The sequence below is a fragment of the Rhizobium sp. A22-96 genome (assembly GCF_053521805.1).
In genome coordinates this window covers 46,188-64,383 of the sequence record NZ_JBNWDQ010000004.1, presented here as the reverse complement: position 1 = coordinate 64,383, position 18,196 = coordinate 46,188, and the positions used below count along the sequence as shown (strand labels likewise).

General features: G+C 58.7%; 20 protein-coding genes. 16 read left to right on the top strand and 4 right to left on the bottom strand.

Annotation, left to right across the window (positions count from 1 at the left end; all coding sequences use genetic code 11):
* Nucleotides 1-13: 13 nt before the first annotated feature.
* On the bottom strand, nt 14-496 hold the full coding sequence (gene secB, locus ACQZ6F_RS18630) for a protein-export chaperone SecB (protein ID WP_068390396.1): 483 nt from the start codon (nt 494-496) through the stop codon (nt 14-16).
* Between the two features lie 92 nt (nt 497-588).
* The gene (locus tag ACQZ6F_RS18625) at nt 589-1,107 is read right to left on the bottom strand and encodes an FxsA family protein (RefSeq protein WP_449094075.1); all 519 of its coding nucleotides are present in this window, start codon (nt 1,105-1,107) and stop codon (nt 589-591) included.
* Nucleotides 1,108-1,253: 146 nt separating this feature from the next.
* Between ACQZ6F_RS18625 and ACQZ6F_RS18620 the strand changes: the two genes are divergently transcribed.
* The 5 genes from ACQZ6F_RS18620 to gyrB all read left to right on the top strand — a co-directional run bounded on the left by ACQZ6F_RS18620 (nt 1,254) and on the right by gyrB (nt 6,594).
* Nucleotides 1,254-1,955, top strand: coding sequence for a Tim44/TimA family putative adaptor protein (locus tag ACQZ6F_RS18620; RefSeq protein ID WP_068390402.1), 702 nt, complete (start codon nt 1,254-1,256; stop codon nt 1,953-1,955).
* Nucleotides 1,952-3,070, top strand: coding sequence for a murein transglycosylase A (mltA, locus tag ACQZ6F_RS18615; protein WP_449094076.1), 1,119 nt, complete (start codon nt 1,952-1,954; stop codon nt 3,068-3,070). Before ACQZ6F_RS18620 ends, mltA begins: the two co-directional genes overlap by 4 nt.
* Nucleotides 3,070-3,654, top strand: a complete 585-nt coding sequence (locus ACQZ6F_RS18610; RefSeq protein ID WP_077470410.1) for a Smr/MutS family protein — start codon at nt 3,070-3,072, stop codon at nt 3,652-3,654. The genes mltA and ACQZ6F_RS18610 overlap by 1 nt, the downstream gene beginning before the upstream one ends.
* A complete protein-coding gene (locus ACQZ6F_RS18605) occupies nt 3,651-4,016 on the top strand; it encodes a helix-turn-helix domain-containing protein (protein WP_068390414.1) in 366 nt (121 codons plus the stop codon). Before ACQZ6F_RS18610 ends, ACQZ6F_RS18605 begins: the two co-directional genes overlap by 4 nt.
* Before the next feature lie 148 nt (nt 4,017-4,164).
* Nucleotides 4,165-6,594 carry a DNA topoisomerase (ATP-hydrolyzing) subunit B gene (gene gyrB, locus ACQZ6F_RS18600; protein WP_077470409.1) on the top strand — a complete coding sequence of 810 codons (2,430 nt, stop codon included), beginning with the start codon at nt 4,165-4,167 and terminating at the stop codon, nt 6,592-6,594.
* A 64-nt stretch (nt 6,595-6,658) separates the two neighbouring features.
* On the opposite strand, the gene ACQZ6F_RS18595 is transcribed toward gyrB, so the two are convergent.
* Nucleotides 6,659-7,258 carry a nitroreductase family protein gene (locus ACQZ6F_RS18595; protein ID WP_449094077.1) on the bottom strand — a complete coding sequence of 200 codons (600 nt, stop codon included), beginning with the start codon at nt 7,256-7,258 and terminating at the stop codon, nt 6,659-6,661.
* Between the two features lie 83 nt (nt 7,259-7,341).
* A complete protein-coding gene (locus tag ACQZ6F_RS18590) occupies nt 7,342-7,641 on the bottom strand; it encodes a DUF2218 domain-containing protein (protein ID WP_449094078.1) in 300 nt (99 codons plus the stop codon).
* Nucleotides 7,642-7,802: 161 nt separating this feature from the next.
* Between ACQZ6F_RS18590 and ACQZ6F_RS18585 the strand changes: the two genes are divergently transcribed.
* The 11 genes from ACQZ6F_RS18585 to trpB all read left to right on the top strand — a co-directional run bounded on the left by ACQZ6F_RS18585 (nt 7,803) and on the right by trpB (nt 18,191).
* A complete protein-coding gene (locus tag ACQZ6F_RS18585; protein WP_449094079.1) occupies nt 7,803-8,756 on the top strand; it encodes a glutathione S-transferase family protein in 954 nt (317 codons plus the stop codon).
* 65 nt (nt 8,757-8,821) lie between these two features.
* Nucleotides 8,822-10,240, top strand: a complete 1,419-nt coding sequence (locus ACQZ6F_RS18580; protein ID WP_449094080.1) for a pyridoxal phosphate-dependent decarboxylase family protein — start codon at nt 8,822-8,824, stop codon at nt 10,238-10,240.
* 132 nt (nt 10,241-10,372) lie between these two features.
* A complete protein-coding gene (locus tag ACQZ6F_RS18575) occupies nt 10,373-11,215 on the top strand; it encodes a fumarylacetoacetate hydrolase family protein (protein WP_267551268.1) in 843 nt (280 codons plus the stop codon).
* 297 nt (nt 11,216-11,512) lie between these two features.
* Entirely contained in the window at nt 11,513-12,790 is a 1,278-nt protein-coding gene (locus ACQZ6F_RS18570; protein WP_449094081.1) for a polyhydroxyalkanoate depolymerase, read from the top strand.
* Between the two features lie 30 nt (nt 12,791-12,820).
* Entirely contained in the window at nt 12,821-13,012 is a 192-nt protein-coding gene (locus ACQZ6F_RS18565; protein WP_449094082.1) for a hypothetical protein, read from the top strand.
* Between the two features lie 99 nt (nt 13,013-13,111).
* Complete coding sequence (locus ACQZ6F_RS18560; protein ID WP_068390441.1) at nt 13,112-13,552, top strand: DUF2852 domain-containing protein; 441 nt, start codon at nt 13,112-13,114, stop codon at nt 13,550-13,552.
* Nucleotides 13,553-13,647: 95 nt separating this feature from the next.
* Nucleotides 13,648-14,409, top strand: coding sequence for a M48 family metallopeptidase (locus tag ACQZ6F_RS18555; protein WP_077470401.1), 762 nt, complete (start codon nt 13,648-13,650; stop codon nt 14,407-14,409).
* 617 nt (nt 14,410-15,026) lie between these two features.
* Complete coding sequence (locus tag ACQZ6F_RS18550) at nt 15,027-15,332, top strand: helix-turn-helix transcriptional regulator (protein WP_267551271.1); 306 nt, start codon at nt 15,027-15,029, stop codon at nt 15,330-15,332.
* Nucleotides 15,322-16,194 (top strand): reverse transcriptase family protein, encoded by an 873-nt coding sequence (locus tag ACQZ6F_RS18545; RefSeq protein WP_449094083.1) that lies wholly within the window; start codon nt 15,322-15,324, stop codon nt 16,192-16,194. Before ACQZ6F_RS18550 ends, ACQZ6F_RS18545 begins: the two co-directional genes overlap by 11 nt.
* A 110-nt stretch (nt 16,195-16,304) precedes the next feature.
* A complete protein-coding gene (locus ACQZ6F_RS18540; protein WP_068390448.1) occupies nt 16,305-16,973 on the top strand; it encodes a phosphoribosylanthranilate isomerase in 669 nt (222 codons plus the stop codon).
* A 3-nt stretch (nt 16,974-16,976) separates the two neighbouring features.
* A complete protein-coding gene (gene trpB / locus ACQZ6F_RS18535; RefSeq protein ID WP_449094084.1) occupies nt 16,977-18,191 on the top strand; it encodes a tryptophan synthase subunit beta in 1,215 nt (404 codons plus the stop codon).
* Nucleotides 18,192-18,196 lie beyond the last annotated feature (5 nt).

Below are 18,196 nucleotides of genomic sequence, written 5' to 3'. Positions count from 1 at the left end.
AAAGAAGCGAAGCTTAGTTAGGAACAGCCGAAACCTGGGCGCGGGTCTGTTCTTCAGCCATGCGCTGCGTGAACATCTGCGCGAAATCGATCGGGTCGATCATCAGCGGCGGGAAGCCGCCATTGCGGGTGATGTCTGCAATGATCTGGCGTGCGAAGGGGAAGAGCAGGCGCGGGCACTCGATGAAGAGCAGCGGCAGCATGTGTTCCTGCGGGAAGCCGGTGACGCGGAAGACACCGCCATAAACCAGCTCGGTGTGGAAGAGAACGCGATCGCCGTCCTTGGCTTCGGCATTCAGCGTCAGCACGACGTCGAAATCCGAATCCGACAGCGGATTGGCGTTGACGTTAACATTGATATTGATGTCCGGAGCATTTTCCCGGGCCTGAAGCGAGCGCGGCGCACCCGGATTTTCAAAGGAAAGATCCTTGGTGTACTGAGCAAGGATGCTGAGGCTCGGGCTGGCAGCGCCGTTGCCGTTGGTCTCGTTGGCCATGGGGGTGTCCTCTCACGTCAATGGGTGTCGCCATCTAGCATTTCGAATTAGGGCTTACAACCCTTATGCCCCGGCGCTTTTTGAGCGCTGCGCTAGTCCTCGAGCCGCTTCTGGTCGGACCAGGGCGAGTTGCGCTTGGGTTCGCGATGAAAATCGGTTTCGTCGAGATCGACCACCGTTCCCTTGTTGCGCGGCTGAGCCTGCGGACCGTTGCCGGGTCCTGGCCCGCGGCGAAAGGCGCGGGAATTGCCGACGACGACAATGCGGTTGCGAAGGATTCTCCAGGCGATGCCGCGGACCGCGGGGATGAACAGCAACAGGCCGATAATGTCGGAGATGAAGCCAGGCAGCATCAGGAAGAAGGCCGCAATCACGATCATGGCGCCATGCACCATCTCACGGCCAGGATCACCGCCGTTGCGGCTCTCGGTCGAGATGCGCTGCAGAATGCCGATCCCCTGAATTCTCAGGAGCGCCGCACCGAGGATGGCGCTAAGGATCACCAATCCCAGCGTCGCCCAGACGCCAACCATCTTTCCGACGACGATAAAGCCGGCGATTTCCGCCAGCGGCATCAGAAAAACGAAGATAGGAAGAAGTGATAGGCGCATGGTACCGTGGTCCTGAATGCGGGTTTCTAGGCATAATCGTTAGTTGATCACGCATAATAAAGAAACTGGTCCGCTATTTGAATGATAGATCGATGCGGACTATATGGGGATTGAAACTTTAATTTTAACGGTGGTTCCGATACGAGATGGGTGCAAACGACTTTGTGACGATCTTTTTCCTGGTGGCAGCGGTGCTGATCTTCTTTCAGTTGCGCAGCGTCCTTGGCCGCCGCACGGGGAATGAGAAGCCGCCGCGCGATCTTTATAGCCCCACCGATGCGGCAAATGGTCAGACGGCGCCGGATGCCGGCAAGGTGGTGACCCTGCCACGTCGCGATGCGACCGAAGAGGAAGATCGTTTTGCCGCCATCGACGCCTTCACGCCGGCAGGCACGCCGCTGAATGATTCGCTGCGCGAGGTGAACAAGGCCGACCCCTCCTTCAATCCGAAGGAATTCGTCAATGGCGCCCGCATGGCCTACGAAATGATCGTCATGGCTTTTGCCGATGGCGACCGCAAGGCCCTGAAGGGGCTCTTGTCGCGGGAGGTCTATGACGGCTTCGATGCCGCCATCGCCGATCGCGAGGCCAAGGGCGAGAAAATCAAGTCGACCTTCGTTGGCATCGACAAGGCCGACATGCTCAGCGCCGAGATGAAGGGAACGGAAGTTTTCGTCACCATGCGCCTCGTCAGCCAGATGATTTCGGCAACCTACGACAAGGCCGATACGCTGATCGACGGCGATGCGGAGACCGTGGCTGAGATCAGCGATCTCTGGACCTTTTCCCGCGATACGCGCTCGCGCGATCCGAACTGGAAACTTGTGGCGACCGAATCCGAACAATGACGAGCCCATCGCAGCAATTCAGGCTGGAGCCGGCAACCTTCGCCGATCTGAAGGGCTGGGAGGATGATGATCCTTCCAGCCTTTTTCGTGCTATGAAGGACTGTCGGATCCATATTCGCGACCTGAAGCCCTATCGCACCGGTGCGGTGGGGCTAACCAGCAATGATCTCCTGGCGCTGCTTGATGCCGCCGAAGATCGTGAGCCGCAAGACGCTGCCGAGGCACGGGCTTTCTTCGAAGAGCACTGCCAGCCCTTCTTCATCCGCCGCAGCGATGGAGGCAATGGTTTTGTCACGGCGTTTTTCGAGCCGGAAATCGAGGTTTCCGCCACCCCGGATGAAGCCTACCGCTATCCGTTCTATCGCCGACCGGATGATCTGATCGACCTCGACGATAGCAACAGGCCTGCGGAACTCGATCCGTCTTACATGTTCGGTCGGCTTCGCGATGGCGTCGTCTCGGCCTATCCCGATCGTGGCGAGATCGATCGTGGCTATCTGAACGGCAAAGGTCTGGAGATCGCCTGGGCGAAATCCAGGGTCGATGTCTTCTTTGTGCATGTGCAGGGCGCCGCCAGGCTGCGCTATGCCGATGAACGCCTGGGTCGCATTACCTATGCCGCTAAGGCCGGCCATGCCTTCTCCGCAGTCGGCCGCTTGCTGATCGATCGTGGCTTGCTCGACCGCGCGACGATTTCGATGCAGACGATCCGCGACTGGCTCTATGCGCACCCGCAAGAGGTCGATGACGTCCTCGCACACAACAGATCCTATATTTTCTTCCGCGAGGCCGATGTCAGTGACGAGAGCCTGGGTCCGATCGCAGCCGCCAAGGTGCCGCTGGTATCAGGCCGTTCGCTGGCGGTGGACCGGCTGATCCATACGTTCGGCTTTCCTTTCTTCATCCGTTCGGAAAACCTGACCCATCTCGACGACGGCAGGCCGTTCGCCAGGTTGATGCTGGCGCTGGATACCGGTTCGGCGATCGTCGGGCCGGCCCGCGGGGATATTTTTACCGGCTCGGGCTATGACGCCGGTGAGCTTGCCGGCACCGTGCGCAATGACGCCGATTTTTATATACTCATTCCAAAGGCGGCGGCGCAGAGGTTTGGCTGATGGCCCCGGAACGAAAGGACAAGGAGCGCAAGCTCAGCACGGAGGACCGCATCCTCTGGGGCAGGGTCGCAAAAAGCGCCCGGCCGATGCCCGGCCGCATGGCCGATATGGAAGCCTTCGAAGCCGCATTGGCGGCTGAAGCGGAGAGCGAGGAAAAGGCACGCGCGGCTAAATCGGCAACGGCTGCAGCGCCGGCCGAGACGCAAAACGCAGCGACACCTGCAAAGCAGCCTTCCGGCAAGCATCATCAGCTCGAACGTCCGGTCAAACGCAAGATCGCCAAGGGGCGATTGGCGCTGGAAGCTCGTATCGACCTTCACGGCCTCATCCAGAGCGAGGCGCATGGCATGCTTCTGGATTTCCTTCTGCACGCTCATGGGCGGGGACTTCGCCATGTGCTCGTCATAACGGGCAAGGGCAGCTCCATGGGCAGCGAGGGCGCACTCAAGCGTGCCGTGCCGCTCTGGTTTTCCAAGCCGGAATTCCGCTTCCTGATTTCTTCTTACGAGACGGCGGCGCAACATCACGGCGGCGACGGTGCGCTCTATATTCGGCTGTCCCGGCCAAAGGGGGACAGACCTTGACCCCTTTCGGCGAAGCGGTGCGAAAACTGAGACTGCGCAAGGGCGTCTCGCAAAAGGAAATGGCGGCGGCGCTCAATGTGTCGCCGGCTTATTTATCCGCCTTAGAACACGGAAAGCGCGGCACGCCGACCTTCGATCTCCTGCAGCGCATCGCCGGATATTTCAACATTATCTGGGATGAAGCCGAGGAATTGTTCCTGGTGGCGCGCTTTTCCGACCCGCGTATCGTCGTCGATACATCGGGACTGGCGCCCGAATATACGGCTTTCGTCAACCGACTGGCGGGCAAGATTCGCAATCTTGACGCCGCCACCATCAAAGAGCTATCCCAGCTTCTCGAAAATGGCGGAAAATCAGGCTGAAAAGCGCCGTAATCCCCTGTTTTATACCTGATTTCGGGGCCTTCCGTTTGGAAGTTCGGGGTGAAACATCCTATATTCAGGGCAAGAAAAACCGCTGATTCGGCAGCAATCGGCGAGATTCTCTAAACACTGGAAAGACTTCAATAAAATGACCGATATAACCGAAAACGGCGGCAGCGCCGAATATGGCGCAGACAGCATCAAGGTTCTCAAGGGCCTTGACGCCGTGCGCAAGCGTCCAGGGATGTATATCGGTGATACGGATGACGGCTCGGGCCTGCATCACATGGTCTACGAAGTCGTCGACAATGCCATTGACGAAGCGCTCGGCGGTTATGCTGACATCGTGACGGTAACGCTCAATCCCGACGGTTCGGTCACGGTCACGGACAATGGCCGCGGCATTCCTACGGCTATTCACAGCGGGGAAGGTGTTTCGGCGGCTGAAGTCATCATGACCCAGCTTCATGCAGGCGGTAAGTTCGACCAGAATTCCTACAAGGTTTCCGGTGGTCTGCACGGCGTCGGTGTCTCTGTCGTCAACGCACTTTCGGTCTGGCTGCGCCTGAAGATCCGCCGTCATGGCAAGATCCATGAGATGAGCTTCACCCACGGCGTCGCCGATGCGCCGCTGAAGGAAACCGGCGATGCCGGTGATGCTACCGGCACGGAAGTCAGCTTCATGCCGAGCTCCGAAACCTTCACCATGACGGAATTCGACTATGGCACGCTGGAGCATCGCCTGCGCGAGCTGGCCTTCCTGAATTCCGGTGTTCGTATCCTTTTGACCGACAAGCGTCATTCCGACATCAAGCAGGAAGAGATGCTCTATGACGGCGGCCTGGAAGCTTTCGTTTCCTATCTCGACCGCGCCAAGAAGCCGTTGGTTCAAAAGCCGGTGTCGATCCGCAGCGAGAAGGACGGTATCACCGTCGAGGTCGCCATGTGGTGGAACGACAGCTATCACGAAAACGTGCTCTGCTTCACCAACAACATCCCGCAGCGCGACGGCGGCACGCATATGGCCGGCTTCCGCGCCGCGCTGACGCGCCAGATCACCTCCTACGGCGAATCATCCGGCATCACCAAGAAAGAAAAGGTGACGCTGACGGGTGATGACTGCCGCGAAGGTCTGACGGCGGTTCTGTCGGTCAAGGTTCCCGATCCGAAATTTTCCTCGCAGACCAAGGACAAGCTGGTTTCCTCCGAAGTCCGCCCGGTGGTCGAAAGCCTCGTCAACGAAGCGCTCGGCACCTGGCTCGAGGAGCATCCGACCGATGCAAAGGTGCTGGTGGGCAAGGTCGTCGAAGCGGCGGCTGCCCGCGAAGCTGCCCGCAAGGCGCGTGAGTTGACCCGGCGCAAGGGCGCACTCGACATCGCCTCGCTGCCCGGCAAGCTGGCAGACTGCTCCGAGCGCGATCCCGCCAAGTCCGAAGTCTTCCTCGTCGAGGGTGATTCGGCCGGTGGTTCCGCCAAGCAGGGCCGTTCGCGCGAAAACCAGGCGATCCTGCCGCTGCGCGGCAAGATCCTCAATGTCGAACGCGCCCGTTTCGACAAGATGCTGTCGAGCCAGGAAATCGGCACGCTGATCACCGCGCTTGGTACCGGCATCGGCAAGGACGAATTCAACGCCGACAAGCTGCGTTACCACAAGATCATCATCATGACGGACGCCGACGTCGACGGCGCCCATATCCGCACCCTGCTGCTGACCTTTTTCTTCCGCCAAATGCCCGATCTCATCGAGCGCGGCCATCTCTACATCGCCCAGCCGCCGCTCTATAAGGTGACGCGCGGCAAGTCGGTGCAGTATCTGAAGGACGAGAAGGCGCTGGAAGAATATCTGATCGGGCAGGGTCTCGACGATGCCAGCTTGCACCTGGGTAACGGCGAAGTACGTGCCGGCCAGGATCTGCGCGAGGTTATCTACGATGCATTGCGCCTGCGCACGCTGATCGACAACCTGCATTCGCGCTATAACCGCGATGTCGTGGAGCAGGCTGCAATTGCCGGCGCGCTCAATGCCGAGGTGGTCAGCGACCCGACCCGGGCCGCGGTTCTCGTTGATGACGTTGCCAAGCGGCTCGATATCATCGCCGAGGAAACCGAACGCGGCTGGAGCGGTGCGGTGACCGGCGAGGGCGGTTTGCGCTTCGAGCGCGTGGTGCGCGGCGTCAAGGAAGTGGTTTCTCTCGACATGGCGCTGATTGGCTCGCAGGATGCACGCCTCATCGACCAGCTCGGTGCCCGACTGAAGGAAACCTACGACCTGCCGCCGAAGCTTATGCGCCGCGATGGACAGACCGAGATTTCCGGACCGCGCAAGCTGCTGGAAACGATTTTCGCTGTCGGCCGCAAGGGTCTGACCATGCAGCGCTATAAGGGCCTTGGCGAGATGAATGCCGAACAGCTCTGGGAAACGACGCTTGATCCGAACGTGCGCTCGCTGCTGCAGGTCAAGGTTCCGGATGCGACCGATGCCGATGGCTTGTTTGCCCGGCTCATGGGCGATGAAGTCGAGCCCCGGCGCGAGTTCATTCAGGACAATGCCCTGAACGTCGCCAATCTCGACATCTGATTGTTTTCTTCAGACATGAAAAGGCCCGCCGAAAGTTTCGGCGGGCCTTTTGCTTTTCTATCAATTACTTGGCGATGAACGTGCCGTTGAAGGCGAGTTCCGAGAGCGGCTTGCGCTGGCTCGGTACTTCACGCTCGCGCAGCTTTTCCGGAAGCAGGCTCTTGTCGCCGACCTTGCCGATTGCGACGGCGGCTTCGACGCGGAAACCATCGGGAATCCCGAGAACCTCATAGGACTTCTCGACATGGAAACCAGTCATGCCGTGTGCTTCGTAGCCGGCTAGATGTGCCTGGATCGCCAGGAAGCCCCAGGCGCTTCCCGCATCGAACGAATGGCTGTAGCTGGGTTTCTGTTCGGCGGAGCCGAGCTCGCCATTATGGGTGCGGGAGATGACGAAAAGCAGCGCGGATGCGGATTTCACCCAGCCTTGATTGAACTCGACCAGGACGCTGAGAAACTTCTCCCAATGCTCCGAGCCGCGCAGCGCGTAGAGAAAACGCCAGGGCTGCAGGTTCGAGGCCGACGGCGCCCAATGGGCTGCTTCCAGAATGGTCAGCAGATCCGCTTCCAGGATCGTCTCGTCGGTAAAGGCGCGGGGTGACCAGCGATCGAGAAAGAGCTTGTCGATCGGATATTGCGATTCGCGGTTATTGCTTGAGGTCATGGGGCTTCTTTCTTTCGGAGGGAGCCAGCTGCAAATTGCCGGAAACGGAAGGCCGGCTGGCGATAAACATGGGGATGAGGAACCTATGGGTTGGCCGCATCGGCGGTCCAGGCGATGTCGAGCTCTTCTCGGAAGGCAAAGCGCTTGAGATGATCGGCGACGACAGCCTGCATGCGTTCGAGATCTTCGGACTTCTCGACGTTCAACGTCATGATCAGGCTGGTGGCGTTTGCTGCCAATCCCAGAGATGACTCCGGGCTGAAAGGCACCTTGCCCGCGGCTTCGTTGAATTCCACCTCAAATCGATGGCTCCAGTGCTTGCAGAGCTGCTGCAGGTAGCGACTGGCGTGATCGGTTCTGACGGTGGAAACGGATTTTGCCATGGGATGCTCCGAGGAACTTGATCATGAAACGCAGGTTTTCATACATAGAGGCATCTTCACGCGCCAGGTAGACAGTCTGTTTCAAGTTTACGTTATTCCGGCAGAATTCTATTCCGCTATGCTGTCGCCATAAAGAAACGCGCGCGTTCGGAGATGAAACCTTGCTGGTAAACGGGACATGGACAGAAGACTGGCAGCCGGTCCAGGCCAAGGATGAAAAAGGCGGCTTCGTTCGCCAGACATCCAGTTTTCGCAATTGGGTGACGCCGGACGGCCGGCCGGGCCCGACAGGCGAGGGTGGCTTCAAGGCAGAGGCTGGCCGGTATCATCTCTATGTCGCGCTGATCTGTCCCTGGGCATCGCGCACGCTGATCGGCCGCAAGCTCAAGGGCCTGGAAGAGGTCATCTCCGCCTCCATCGTCGAGCCGGCGCTATCCAAGCAGGGCTGGCGCTTCGGCGACTATCCCGGCGCGACGGATGACCCGATCAACGGCGCCACCTACATGCACGAGATTTACACGAAGGCCGATCCGCTTTTCACCGGCCGGGCAACGGTGCCGGTCCTGTGGGACAAGCGGGCCGGCACGATCGTCAACAATGAGTCGTCGGACATTCTGCGCATGCTGAATGATGGTTTCGGCGATCTCGCCCGCAACGACATCGATCTTTATCCGGCTGAAAAGCGCGGGGATATCGACAGCTTCAATGCACGGATATACCCGGCCCTCAACAATGGCGTTTATCGCACTGGTTTCGCGACGACACAGATTGCCTATGAGGAAGCGTTTCGCGAGGTGTTCGATTGCCTCGATTGGGTGGAAACCCAGCTGGAAGGCAAGAAATTTCTCTTCGCCGACAAACCGACCGAAAGCGATATCAGGCTGTTCGTCACGCTCGTTCGCTTCGATCTGGCCTATCACGGCCTCTTCAAATGCAATCTCCGCCGACTGTCGGACTACGCTAATCTTCAGTCTTTCTGCCGGCGCATGCTCGATTGGCCGGGTATTGCCGAGACGGTGAATTTCGACCATATCAAGCGCGGCTACTACTCCATATCAACGCTCAACCCCACTGGCATCGTGCCGCTCGGGCCGGCGCTGGACGAGCTGTTCTGATACTCGACCACCTTCCAAAACCCGTCTAAGGTCCACCTCGCTTTGATGGAATAGGGAGGACCGTCATGAATTGGGAGGAGTTCCGGCAGTGGTCGGAGAAGGCGGCAAATTGGGGTGCGGACTACCGCGCCTCGCTTCGCGACAGGCCGGTGCGACCAAGGACGGCCCCTGGCGAAATAGCGGCGCACATTGCGGATTCCCCACCGGAATCTGGCGAAGCCATGGAGGATATCTTCAAGGATTTTGAGGATATCCTCGTGCCCGGCATGACGCATTGGCAGCATCCGCGTTTCTTCGCCTATTTCCCTGCCAATGCGGCTCCGGTCTCCGTTATCGCCGAATATCTGGTCAGCGCCATCGCCGCCCAATGCATGCTCTGGCAGACCTCGCCCTCCGCCACCGAGCTGGAGACCAAGGTTGTCGATTGGCTGCGCCAGGCCCTCGGCCTTCCCGAGAGCTTCACCGGCGTCATCCAGGATTCCGCCTCGACCGCAACCCTTGCCGCTGTTCTGGTTATGCGCGAGAGGGCGCTGGACTGGCAGGGCAACAGCCGCGGCCTTGCGGTCAACAAGGCGGTGCGGATCTATTCGACCGACCAGGTCCATACATCCATCGACCGTGCCATCTGGATCTCCGGCGTCGGCGCGGAGAACCTGGTGCGCATCCCTTCCGGCGGCCCCAACAAAGCCATGGATCCGCAGGCGCTTGCCGCCGCCATAGAGCATGACCGCGCCGCTGGACTGCTGCCGGCCGGCGTCATCGCCTGCGTCGGCGGCACCAGCGTCGGTGCCTGCGACGACATTGCCGCCGTCGTCGATGTCGCCCATGCAAACGGGCTCTACGTGCATGTCGATGCCGCCTGGGCGGGTTCGGCGATGATTTGCCCGGAATTCCGCGAACTTTGGCAGGGCGTGGAACGCGCCGATTCCGTCGTCTTCAACCCGCATAAATGGCTCGGCGCGCAGTTCGATTGCTCCGTCCAGTTTGTGCGCGAGCCGGAGACGTTGGTGCGCACGCTGGCGATCCAGCCGGAATATCTGCGCACGCACGGTCATGACGGCATCATCAACTATTCCGAATGGTCGGTGCCGCTCGGCCGCCGCTTCCGGGCGCTGAAGCTCTGGTTCCTGCTGCGCTATCACGGGCTGGAAGGACTGCGGACGATGATCCGCAACCATGTCGCCTGGTCGCAGAATCTGGCTAAGCGCCTGGCGGCAGAACCCGATTTCGAAATCGTCACAGAGCCTTTCCTGTCGCTGTTTTCGTTCGATCACAATGCACCCGCCGGCATCGATCAGGAAAGCCACACCCAGCGCGTCATCGCCGCCATCAACAATGATGGCCGCATCTATCTGACGCAGACCCGCGTTGCCGGTCGTCTGGTTATTCGCTTTCAGGCCGGACAGTTCGAGGCAACGGCCGCGGATATCGACACGGCGTTTGAGGTTATCGTCGAAATCGCCAGGTCATTACATCAATCCTAGAAAGACTGTTGTTCCGGTGCCGCAAGCCAAGGCATGCTATGCTCTTCGAAATCGATTGGTGACACTGGTGAATAATTCGTTCATATATGGTGGAAACAATCTTATCTTTGGAAATGCAGGGAAGGAAAATCTATGAAATTGTTGCGTGTTGGCGAAGCCGGCAAGGAAAAGCCGGCGCTTCTGGATAGTGATGGCAAGATCCGCGATCTCTCGGCCCATGTCGCCGATATCGGTGGTGAGGCGATTTCGCCCGCAGGTCTCGCGAAGATCGCAGCGCTCGATCCGAAGAGCCTACCGGAATTGGCCGAAGGCCGTCTTGGCGCCTGCGTCGCCGGCACCGGCAAATTCATCTGCATCGGCCTGAACTTCTCCGACCACGCTGCCGAAACCGGCGCCACCGTGCCGCCGGAGCCGATCATCTTCATGAAGGCGACCTCGGCCATCGTCGGCCCGAACGACAATGTCCTGATCCCGCGCGGCTCTGAAAAGACCGATTGGGAAGTCGAGCTTGGCGTTGTCATCGGCAAGACGGCGAAATATGTCAGCGAGGCCGACGCTCTCGATTATGTCGCCGGTTACTGCGTCTCCCACGACGTGTCCGAGCGCGCCTTCCAGACCGAGCGTTCGGGCCAGTGGACCAAGGGCAAGTCCTGCGACACCTTCGGTCCGATCGGCCCCTGGCTCGTCACCAAGGACGAGGTTGCCGATCCGCAGAACCTCGGCATGTGGCTGAAGGTCAACGGCAAGACGATGCAGAATGGTTCCACCAAGACCATGGTCTATGGCGTCGCTTTCCTCGTTTCCTATCTCAGCCAGTTCATGTCGCTGCATCCGGGCGATGTCATCTCCACCGGCACGCCTCCCGGCGTCGGCATGGGCATGAAGCCGCCGCAATATCTGAAGCCGGGCGATGTCGTCGAACTCGGCATGGAAGGCCTCGGCAGCCAGCGCCAGACTTTCCAGGCCGATGCCTGAGGCCTCGGGCTCAGGAACTTTAACCTTTTGAGATCATTCTTGATGCCGGAGAATCGCTTCTCCGGCATTTTTTATAGGTAGAGCCATCAGTATTTATGTTGCTCTGCAGCAAAAACTGCTAGGCTGGATAGTAAGAGCTTAAAGAATGACTATCGCGCCGAGGAGCCGTGATCATTCCGCTGCGCAGCGCAACTGGAGGAGCGTTGCAATGAAGGCAGCGATACGCGAGGCGCGTAGGTTTTGAAAATCATGTGATTTGCGAGTGCGCGTGCCCGCATTTCGAAAGGTAACGCCCCCATGTTTTATCAGTTTTACGAACTCAACCATGCCGCTCTCGCACCTTTTCGCGCTGCGGCCGACATGATGCGCCTGGCCTATGCCAACCCGCTTAATCCGCTGTCGCATACCATGCTCGGGCGCACGCTGACGGCAAGCCTCGAAGTGTTCGAGCGCACCACCCGGCGCTACGGCAAGCCGGAATTCGGCCTTCATGACACGCAGATCGAAGGCAAGCCGGTCTCGGTGCATGAAAAGATCGTCTGGAAGAAGCCTTTCTGCAATCTCATCCGTTTCGAGCGCAGCCTGCCTGCCGGTCATGCCGCCGATCCCCGCATCCTGATCGTTGCGCCGATGTCCGGCCACTATGCGACGCTGCTGCGCGGCACCGTGGAAGCCCTTCTGCCGGGCGCCGATGTCTACATCACCGACTGGATCGATGCTCGCATGGTGCCGATGACCGAGGGCACCTTCGATCTGGAAGACTATATCGATTACGTCATCGAGATGCTGCATCACCTCGGCCCGGATACGCATGTCGTTGCCGTCTGCCAGCCGTCTGTGCCGGTTTTGGCCGCTGCCGCCGTGATGGAAGCCGCCGGCGATCCGCTGGCGCCTGCGTCGATGACGCTGATGGGCGGTCCGATCGACACACGCATCAATCCGACGGCCGTCAACCAGCTCGCCAAGGACAAGCCGCTGGAATGGTTTGCCGATAACGTCGTCATGAACGTGCCTTGGCCGCAGCCGGGCTTCCTGCGTCCGGTCTATCCCGGCTTCCTGCAGCTTTCCGGCTTCATGTCGATGAACCTTGACCGGCATATGATCGCGCAGAAGGATTTTTTCGTGCATCTCGTCAAGAATGACGGCGAGCCGGCCGAGAAGCACCGCGATTTCTACGACGAATATCTGGCTGTCATGGATCTGACGGCGGAATTCTATCTGCAGACGGTCGATCAGGTTTTCATCAAGCATGCACTGCCCAAGGGCGAACTCATGCATCGCGGCCAGCTCGTCGATCCCTCCGCCATCCGCAACGTCGCGCTGCTCACGGTCGAAGGCGAGAACGACGATATTTCCGGCGTCGGCCAGACGCAGGCGGCACAGACCATCTGCACCAATATCCCCGATCATATGCGCATGCACTATCTGCAGCCCGATGTCGGCCACTACGGCGTCTTCAACGGCTCGCGTTTCCGCCGCGAGATCGCGCCGCGCATTCTCGCCTTTGCCCGCGAGCATGCCCGCACCGGCCGTCCGGTTGTCAAGCGGGTGATCAAGGGCGGTAAATCCGCCTGAACGCACGGAAAGTCAAATAGATACAGCGACTTGGCGGCTCGACAACGCATCGAGCCGCTCCAGCAGCGCAAACTATTAGCTTTTGTTGAATTATCCGCGCTGATTCAAGCACTTGTCGGATTTCACCTCAAGATGCCATTGAAGGCTCACGAAGAGGTTACCATCTCGATTCCAGCGGTACCGCAGATGATCGGGCCGTTTACCGCGCCGCGCGTCCTTTGAACGCGCTGAGATGCTGTAGAGATTTAAAAACCGCGCAGAACCCTTACCATCGATCGGTGTCGGTCGAGGGGGCGATGCGCCGTGCGAGGACACCTTACGATGAACCAATCTGCATTGCTTCGCCCGGATTGGACTCCGGCTACCATTGCCCTCATGGTCCTTGGCTTCGTGGTCTTTTGGCCCCTCGGCTTTGCCATGCTCGCCTATATTCTCTTCGGGGAACGTCTGCGGGATTTCAAACGGGATGTGAATGAAAGGGCCGACGGCGTGTTTGCCGGCTGTGGCCGTCGTCGCGGCCGCAACCGTCACTCTTTCTCCACCGGCAACGTCGCCTTCGACGACTGGCGCAAGGCCGAACTTGAACGCCTTGAGGAGGAACGCCGCAAGCTCGACGAGATGCGCGCCGACTTCGACGGCTATGTCCGCGAGCTGCGCCGCGCCAAGGACCAGGATGAGTTCGACCGCTTCATGCGCGAGCGCAACAGCGTCAAGCGCAACGACAACAATGGCGGCCCGGCAACGGAATTCCAGACGCCGTGACCTCTAGGCCTTCAATATAATTAATCGAAACCGGCATCATCAGGTGCCGGTTTTTCTTTGCCCGATATCAGCCCGAATCGTATAAAACTGCTTCCATGTTTCCGCTTCTATCCCGATCACGAAGATCTCCAGCCAAGCCGCCCGCGCCGGAAACGCGCACCTTGGACATTGCTGGCCGTCTGATGCCCTTGACCATTCGCCAGCATGAGCAGGCGACGCGGATCACGCTCAGGATCGAGCCCGGCGGCCGGGCGCTGAAGATGACCATTCCGCGCGGTCTTGCCGCCCGTGAGGTCAATGCCTTCCTTGACCGGCACCAGGGCTGGCTCCTGACCAAGCTCGCCAAATTCACCACGGATAGTGGCCTGCGCAGCGGCGGCGAAATCCTTCTGCGCGGCGTGCGCCACCGGATCGAGCATACCGGCACCGTGCGCGGCCTGACCGAAGTGGTGACCGTGGATGGCCTGCCGGTGTTGCGCGTCAGCGGCCTGCCCGAACATGCCGGCCGCCGCATCGCGACGTTCCTGAAGAAGGAAGCGCGCGCCGATCTGGAAAGGCTTGTGGCGGTACACGCCGGAGCAATCCGCGCCACGGTCTCTTCCATCACCATGAAGGATACCCGCAGCCGCTGGGGCTCCTGCTCGTCGCAGGGAAACCTCAGCTTCTCCTGGCGCATCGTCATGGCACCGCCACTGGTGATCGACTATCTCGCCGCCCATGAGGTCGCGCACTTACGTGAAATGAACCACGGCCCACGCTTCTGGGCACTCTGCCGCAAGCTCTGCCCCGACATGGACGAGGCCAAGGCCTGGCTAAAGCGCCACGGCAGCCAGCTGCATGCGATCGATTTTGACTAGATTAAGCTGATAGCCGAATTCAGTATTTGATAATTCAGCTGGATGGCGATGTTCTTGCATTATCGATTCTCATCGGAGCGTTTGCCTCGATAATACGATTACAAAAAAAGGAAAAAGTTCGCTATTAGCGAATAAAATTCTTGCGACACACGAAATCATCGTCTATGTATTGTTCATCGAATGCTGCAAGGGGATAACCATCACTCTCTGAGGCTCCGCGAGGAGCCTCGTGGAAGGCGAAAACCTTCTGATTTCCGGCCGGCAGGTGCATGGCACGTGACGGCAGGGGCGTGCCCCGATGGCGGGGCACGCCAGTACACGCAGGGTCTAACGTTCTCGCCCCGCTTTCCAAGCCTTGATGGCGCTCCGGCAATTCCGCTGGGGTGGTTTGGAAAGGACAAAATCGATGGAGACATCGAAGCATATCGATCGAGAACGACGGCGGACGAAACTGAAGACTCGGAGGAGTTGGTTTAAAATCTTGCTCAGTCCGAAGACGGTAACGTGTTTGATAACACTAGGAAGGCTTATCGCTTATGTCGTGTGGCTCTACACTGTGATTATCAAAATCTTACGGGAGTAGCCGCCGCCCTGTTTTGTATCAACAGGAGGCATCAATGTTAAACGAAGCCCTTCGCCTGATCCGTGTTTTTCACGATATCAAGCAGAATGAGGCGGCGCAGAAGCTTGGAATATCGAAGTCCTATTTGTCAGAGATTGAAAAAGGTCACAAAGAACCATCTCTCGATCTACTCAGAAAATACGAAGCAGCCTTCGACATCCCCGCATCGTCGATCATGTTCTTTTCCGAAAATTTGGGTAAATCCCCGGCCAAGGAAAGAGCTCGGACATTCGTGGCGTCGAAAATCATCAATATGATGAGATTTATAGAAGAGCGTTCGGAGCGAGCACATGAGGAATGAGCACAAGGCTTATCCGCTTCATCAGTCGCCGTTGTTTAAACTCACGACTAAAAAACGCCTCGCTGCACTTCTCGAGCTTTCTGTTAGTGAGATGCAGTTGTTGGCAAAGAGCGCTAATGCACTCTATTCAGAGTTTGATGTGCCGAAAAAATCTGGTGGCCTGCGCGGAGTGGAGAATCCACGTCGCCAACTTAAAATGGTCCAGGCAAGAGTTGCACGTCTCTTGGGACGGATCGCACCGCCAGATTATCTGTTTTGTCCTGTTAAGGGTCGTTCGTATGTGATGAACGCTGCCCAGCACTTGGGGCAGCCTGTCGTCCATTGTCTCGATATTAGGAAATACTTTCCGAATACCTCTTCGCGCCGCATCTACTGGTTTTTCCATAGCGTCATGAAATGTGAGACCGACGTCGCTGGAATTCTAGCGAAGCTTGCGACCTATCAAGGGCATTTGCCGACCGGCAGCCCGTTAAGCCCCATAATGGCATTCTTTGCCCACTACGATGTGTGGGAAATCATAGCAGGTTACTGTAAAGCGCATAGCTATCACCTAACGGTTTACATTGATGATGTGACCATCTCAGGTATATCGGTGTCTCCAAGCGTACTTTGGGACATAAAGCGCGCGATCCATCGCGCAGGGTTACGATATCACAAAGAGAAGCACTTTATTGGTCGACCCTCGGAGATTACGGGAGTAATCGTGCATGGCGATCGGCTCTTGGTTCCCAATCGTCAGCTCAAAAAACTTCGTGAGCTTCAACATGATCTTAGACAACCCCTACCACCGGCTGCTGAAAGTGGTCTGCGTGAGAGATTAGCAGGGCTTAAAGGGCAAATATCGCAGATCGCTGCTGCATAGCAGTCGCACATGGGATTCTCATATATGACAGTGGCGATCGTGATACCAAAAATCCCGCCAACGTCGCCTTTAGGCTCGACTCTTTTGAAATTTCATGTCACTCCGCTGCCATGAACCCCGATGTCAAAATTTGTGGCTTGAAGACGCCGGAAGCGGTGGATCGTGCGCTTGAGCGCGGTGCTACCCATATCGGCTTCATCTTCTTCGAGAAGAGCCCGCGCTATATCGAGCCCGATCTGGCCGGCCAGCTGGCCGAGCGTGCGCGCGGCAAGGCAAAGGTTGTGGCCGTCACGGTCAATCCCACCAATGACGATCTCGATGAGATCATGGCGCTGGTGCGGCCGGATCTATTGCAGCTCCATGGCAATGAAAGCCCAGAGCGTGTGCTGACCATCAAGGCGGTGCATAATGTCCCCGTCATGAAGGCCATGTCGGTGCGCGACGCTGACGATCTGAAGCGGGTGGAATCCTATATAGGCATTGCTGACCGCTTCCTGTTCGACGCCAAGCCACCTGTCGGCTCCGAGTTGCCGGGTGGAAACGGCGTGTCCTTCGATTGGAGCCTGATGAGCTGGCTCGACGATCGGGTTGACTACATGCTGTCCGGCGGCGTCAACAAGGATAATGTCGCCCTGGCGCTGGCGTCCACCAAGGCCACGGGCATCGATCTTTCCTCCGCCGTCGAAAGCGCGCCGGGCGTGAAGGATCTGGGCAAGATCGACCAGTTTTTCGACGCTTTTGCAGAAGCATGCCTGCCGGAACCGGCAGCAGGGAGTTAGAGAGTGAACCAGACGCCAAAACCCAATTCCTTCCGCTCCGGCCCCGATGAGGACGGTCGTTTCGGCATTTACGGTGGTCGTTTCGTTGCCGAAACGTTGATGCCGCTGATCCTGGATCTGCAGGAGGAATGGGCGAAGGCGAAGGACGATCCGGCCTTCCAGGCGGAGTTGAAATCGCTCGGCACGCATTATATCGGCCGCCCGAGCCCGCTTTATTTCGCCGAGCGCCTGACGGCCGAGCTTGGCGGCGCCAAGATCTATTTCAAGCGCGAAGAGCTGAACCACACCGGCTCGCACAAGATCAACAATTGCATCGGCCAGATCCTGCTCGCCAAGCGCATGGGCAAGACCCGCATCATCGCTGAAACCGGCGCCGGCCAGCATGGTGTTGCTTCGGCAACGGTTGCCGCCCGCTTCGGCTTGCCCTGCGTCGTCTACATGGGCGCAACGGACGTTGAGCGCCAGGCGCCGAACGTCTTCCGCATGAAGCTGCTGGGCGCTGAGGTCATTCCGGTAACGGCCGGCAGCGGCACGCTGAAGGACGCCATGAACGAGGCTCTTCGTGACTGGGTCACCAATGTCGACGACACCTATTATCTGATCGGCACGGCTGCCGGCCCGCATCCCTATCCGGAAATGGTTCGCGATTTCCAGGCCGTCATCGGCACGGAAGCTCGAGCGCAGATCCTGGAGGCCGAAGGCCGCCTGCCGGATCTCGTCATCGCGGCTGTCGGCGGCGGTTCGAATGCAATCGGCATCTTCCACCCATTCCTCGATGACGAGAGCGTCAAGATTGTCGGCGTCGAAGCCGGCGGCAAGGGCCTTCAGGGCGACGAGCACTGCGCCTCGATCACCGCCGGTTCGCCCGGCGTGCTGCATGGCAACCGTACCTACCTGCTGCAGGATGGCGACGGCCAGATCAAGGAAGGGCATTCGATTTCGGCAGGTCTCGACTATCCCGGAATCGGCCCCGAGCATTCCTGGCTCAACGATATCGGCCGCGCCGAATATGTGCCGATCATGGACCATGAGGCTCTTGAAGCCTTCCAGACGCTGACGCGCCTCGAAGGCATCATTCCGGCGCTGGAGCCAAGCCATGCGCTCGCCGAAGTGATCAAGCGCGCCCCGAAAATGGGCAAGGACGAGATCATCCTGATGAACCTCTCCGGCCGCGGCGACAAGGATATCTTCACCGTCGGCAAGATTCTGGGAATGTGAGTTAG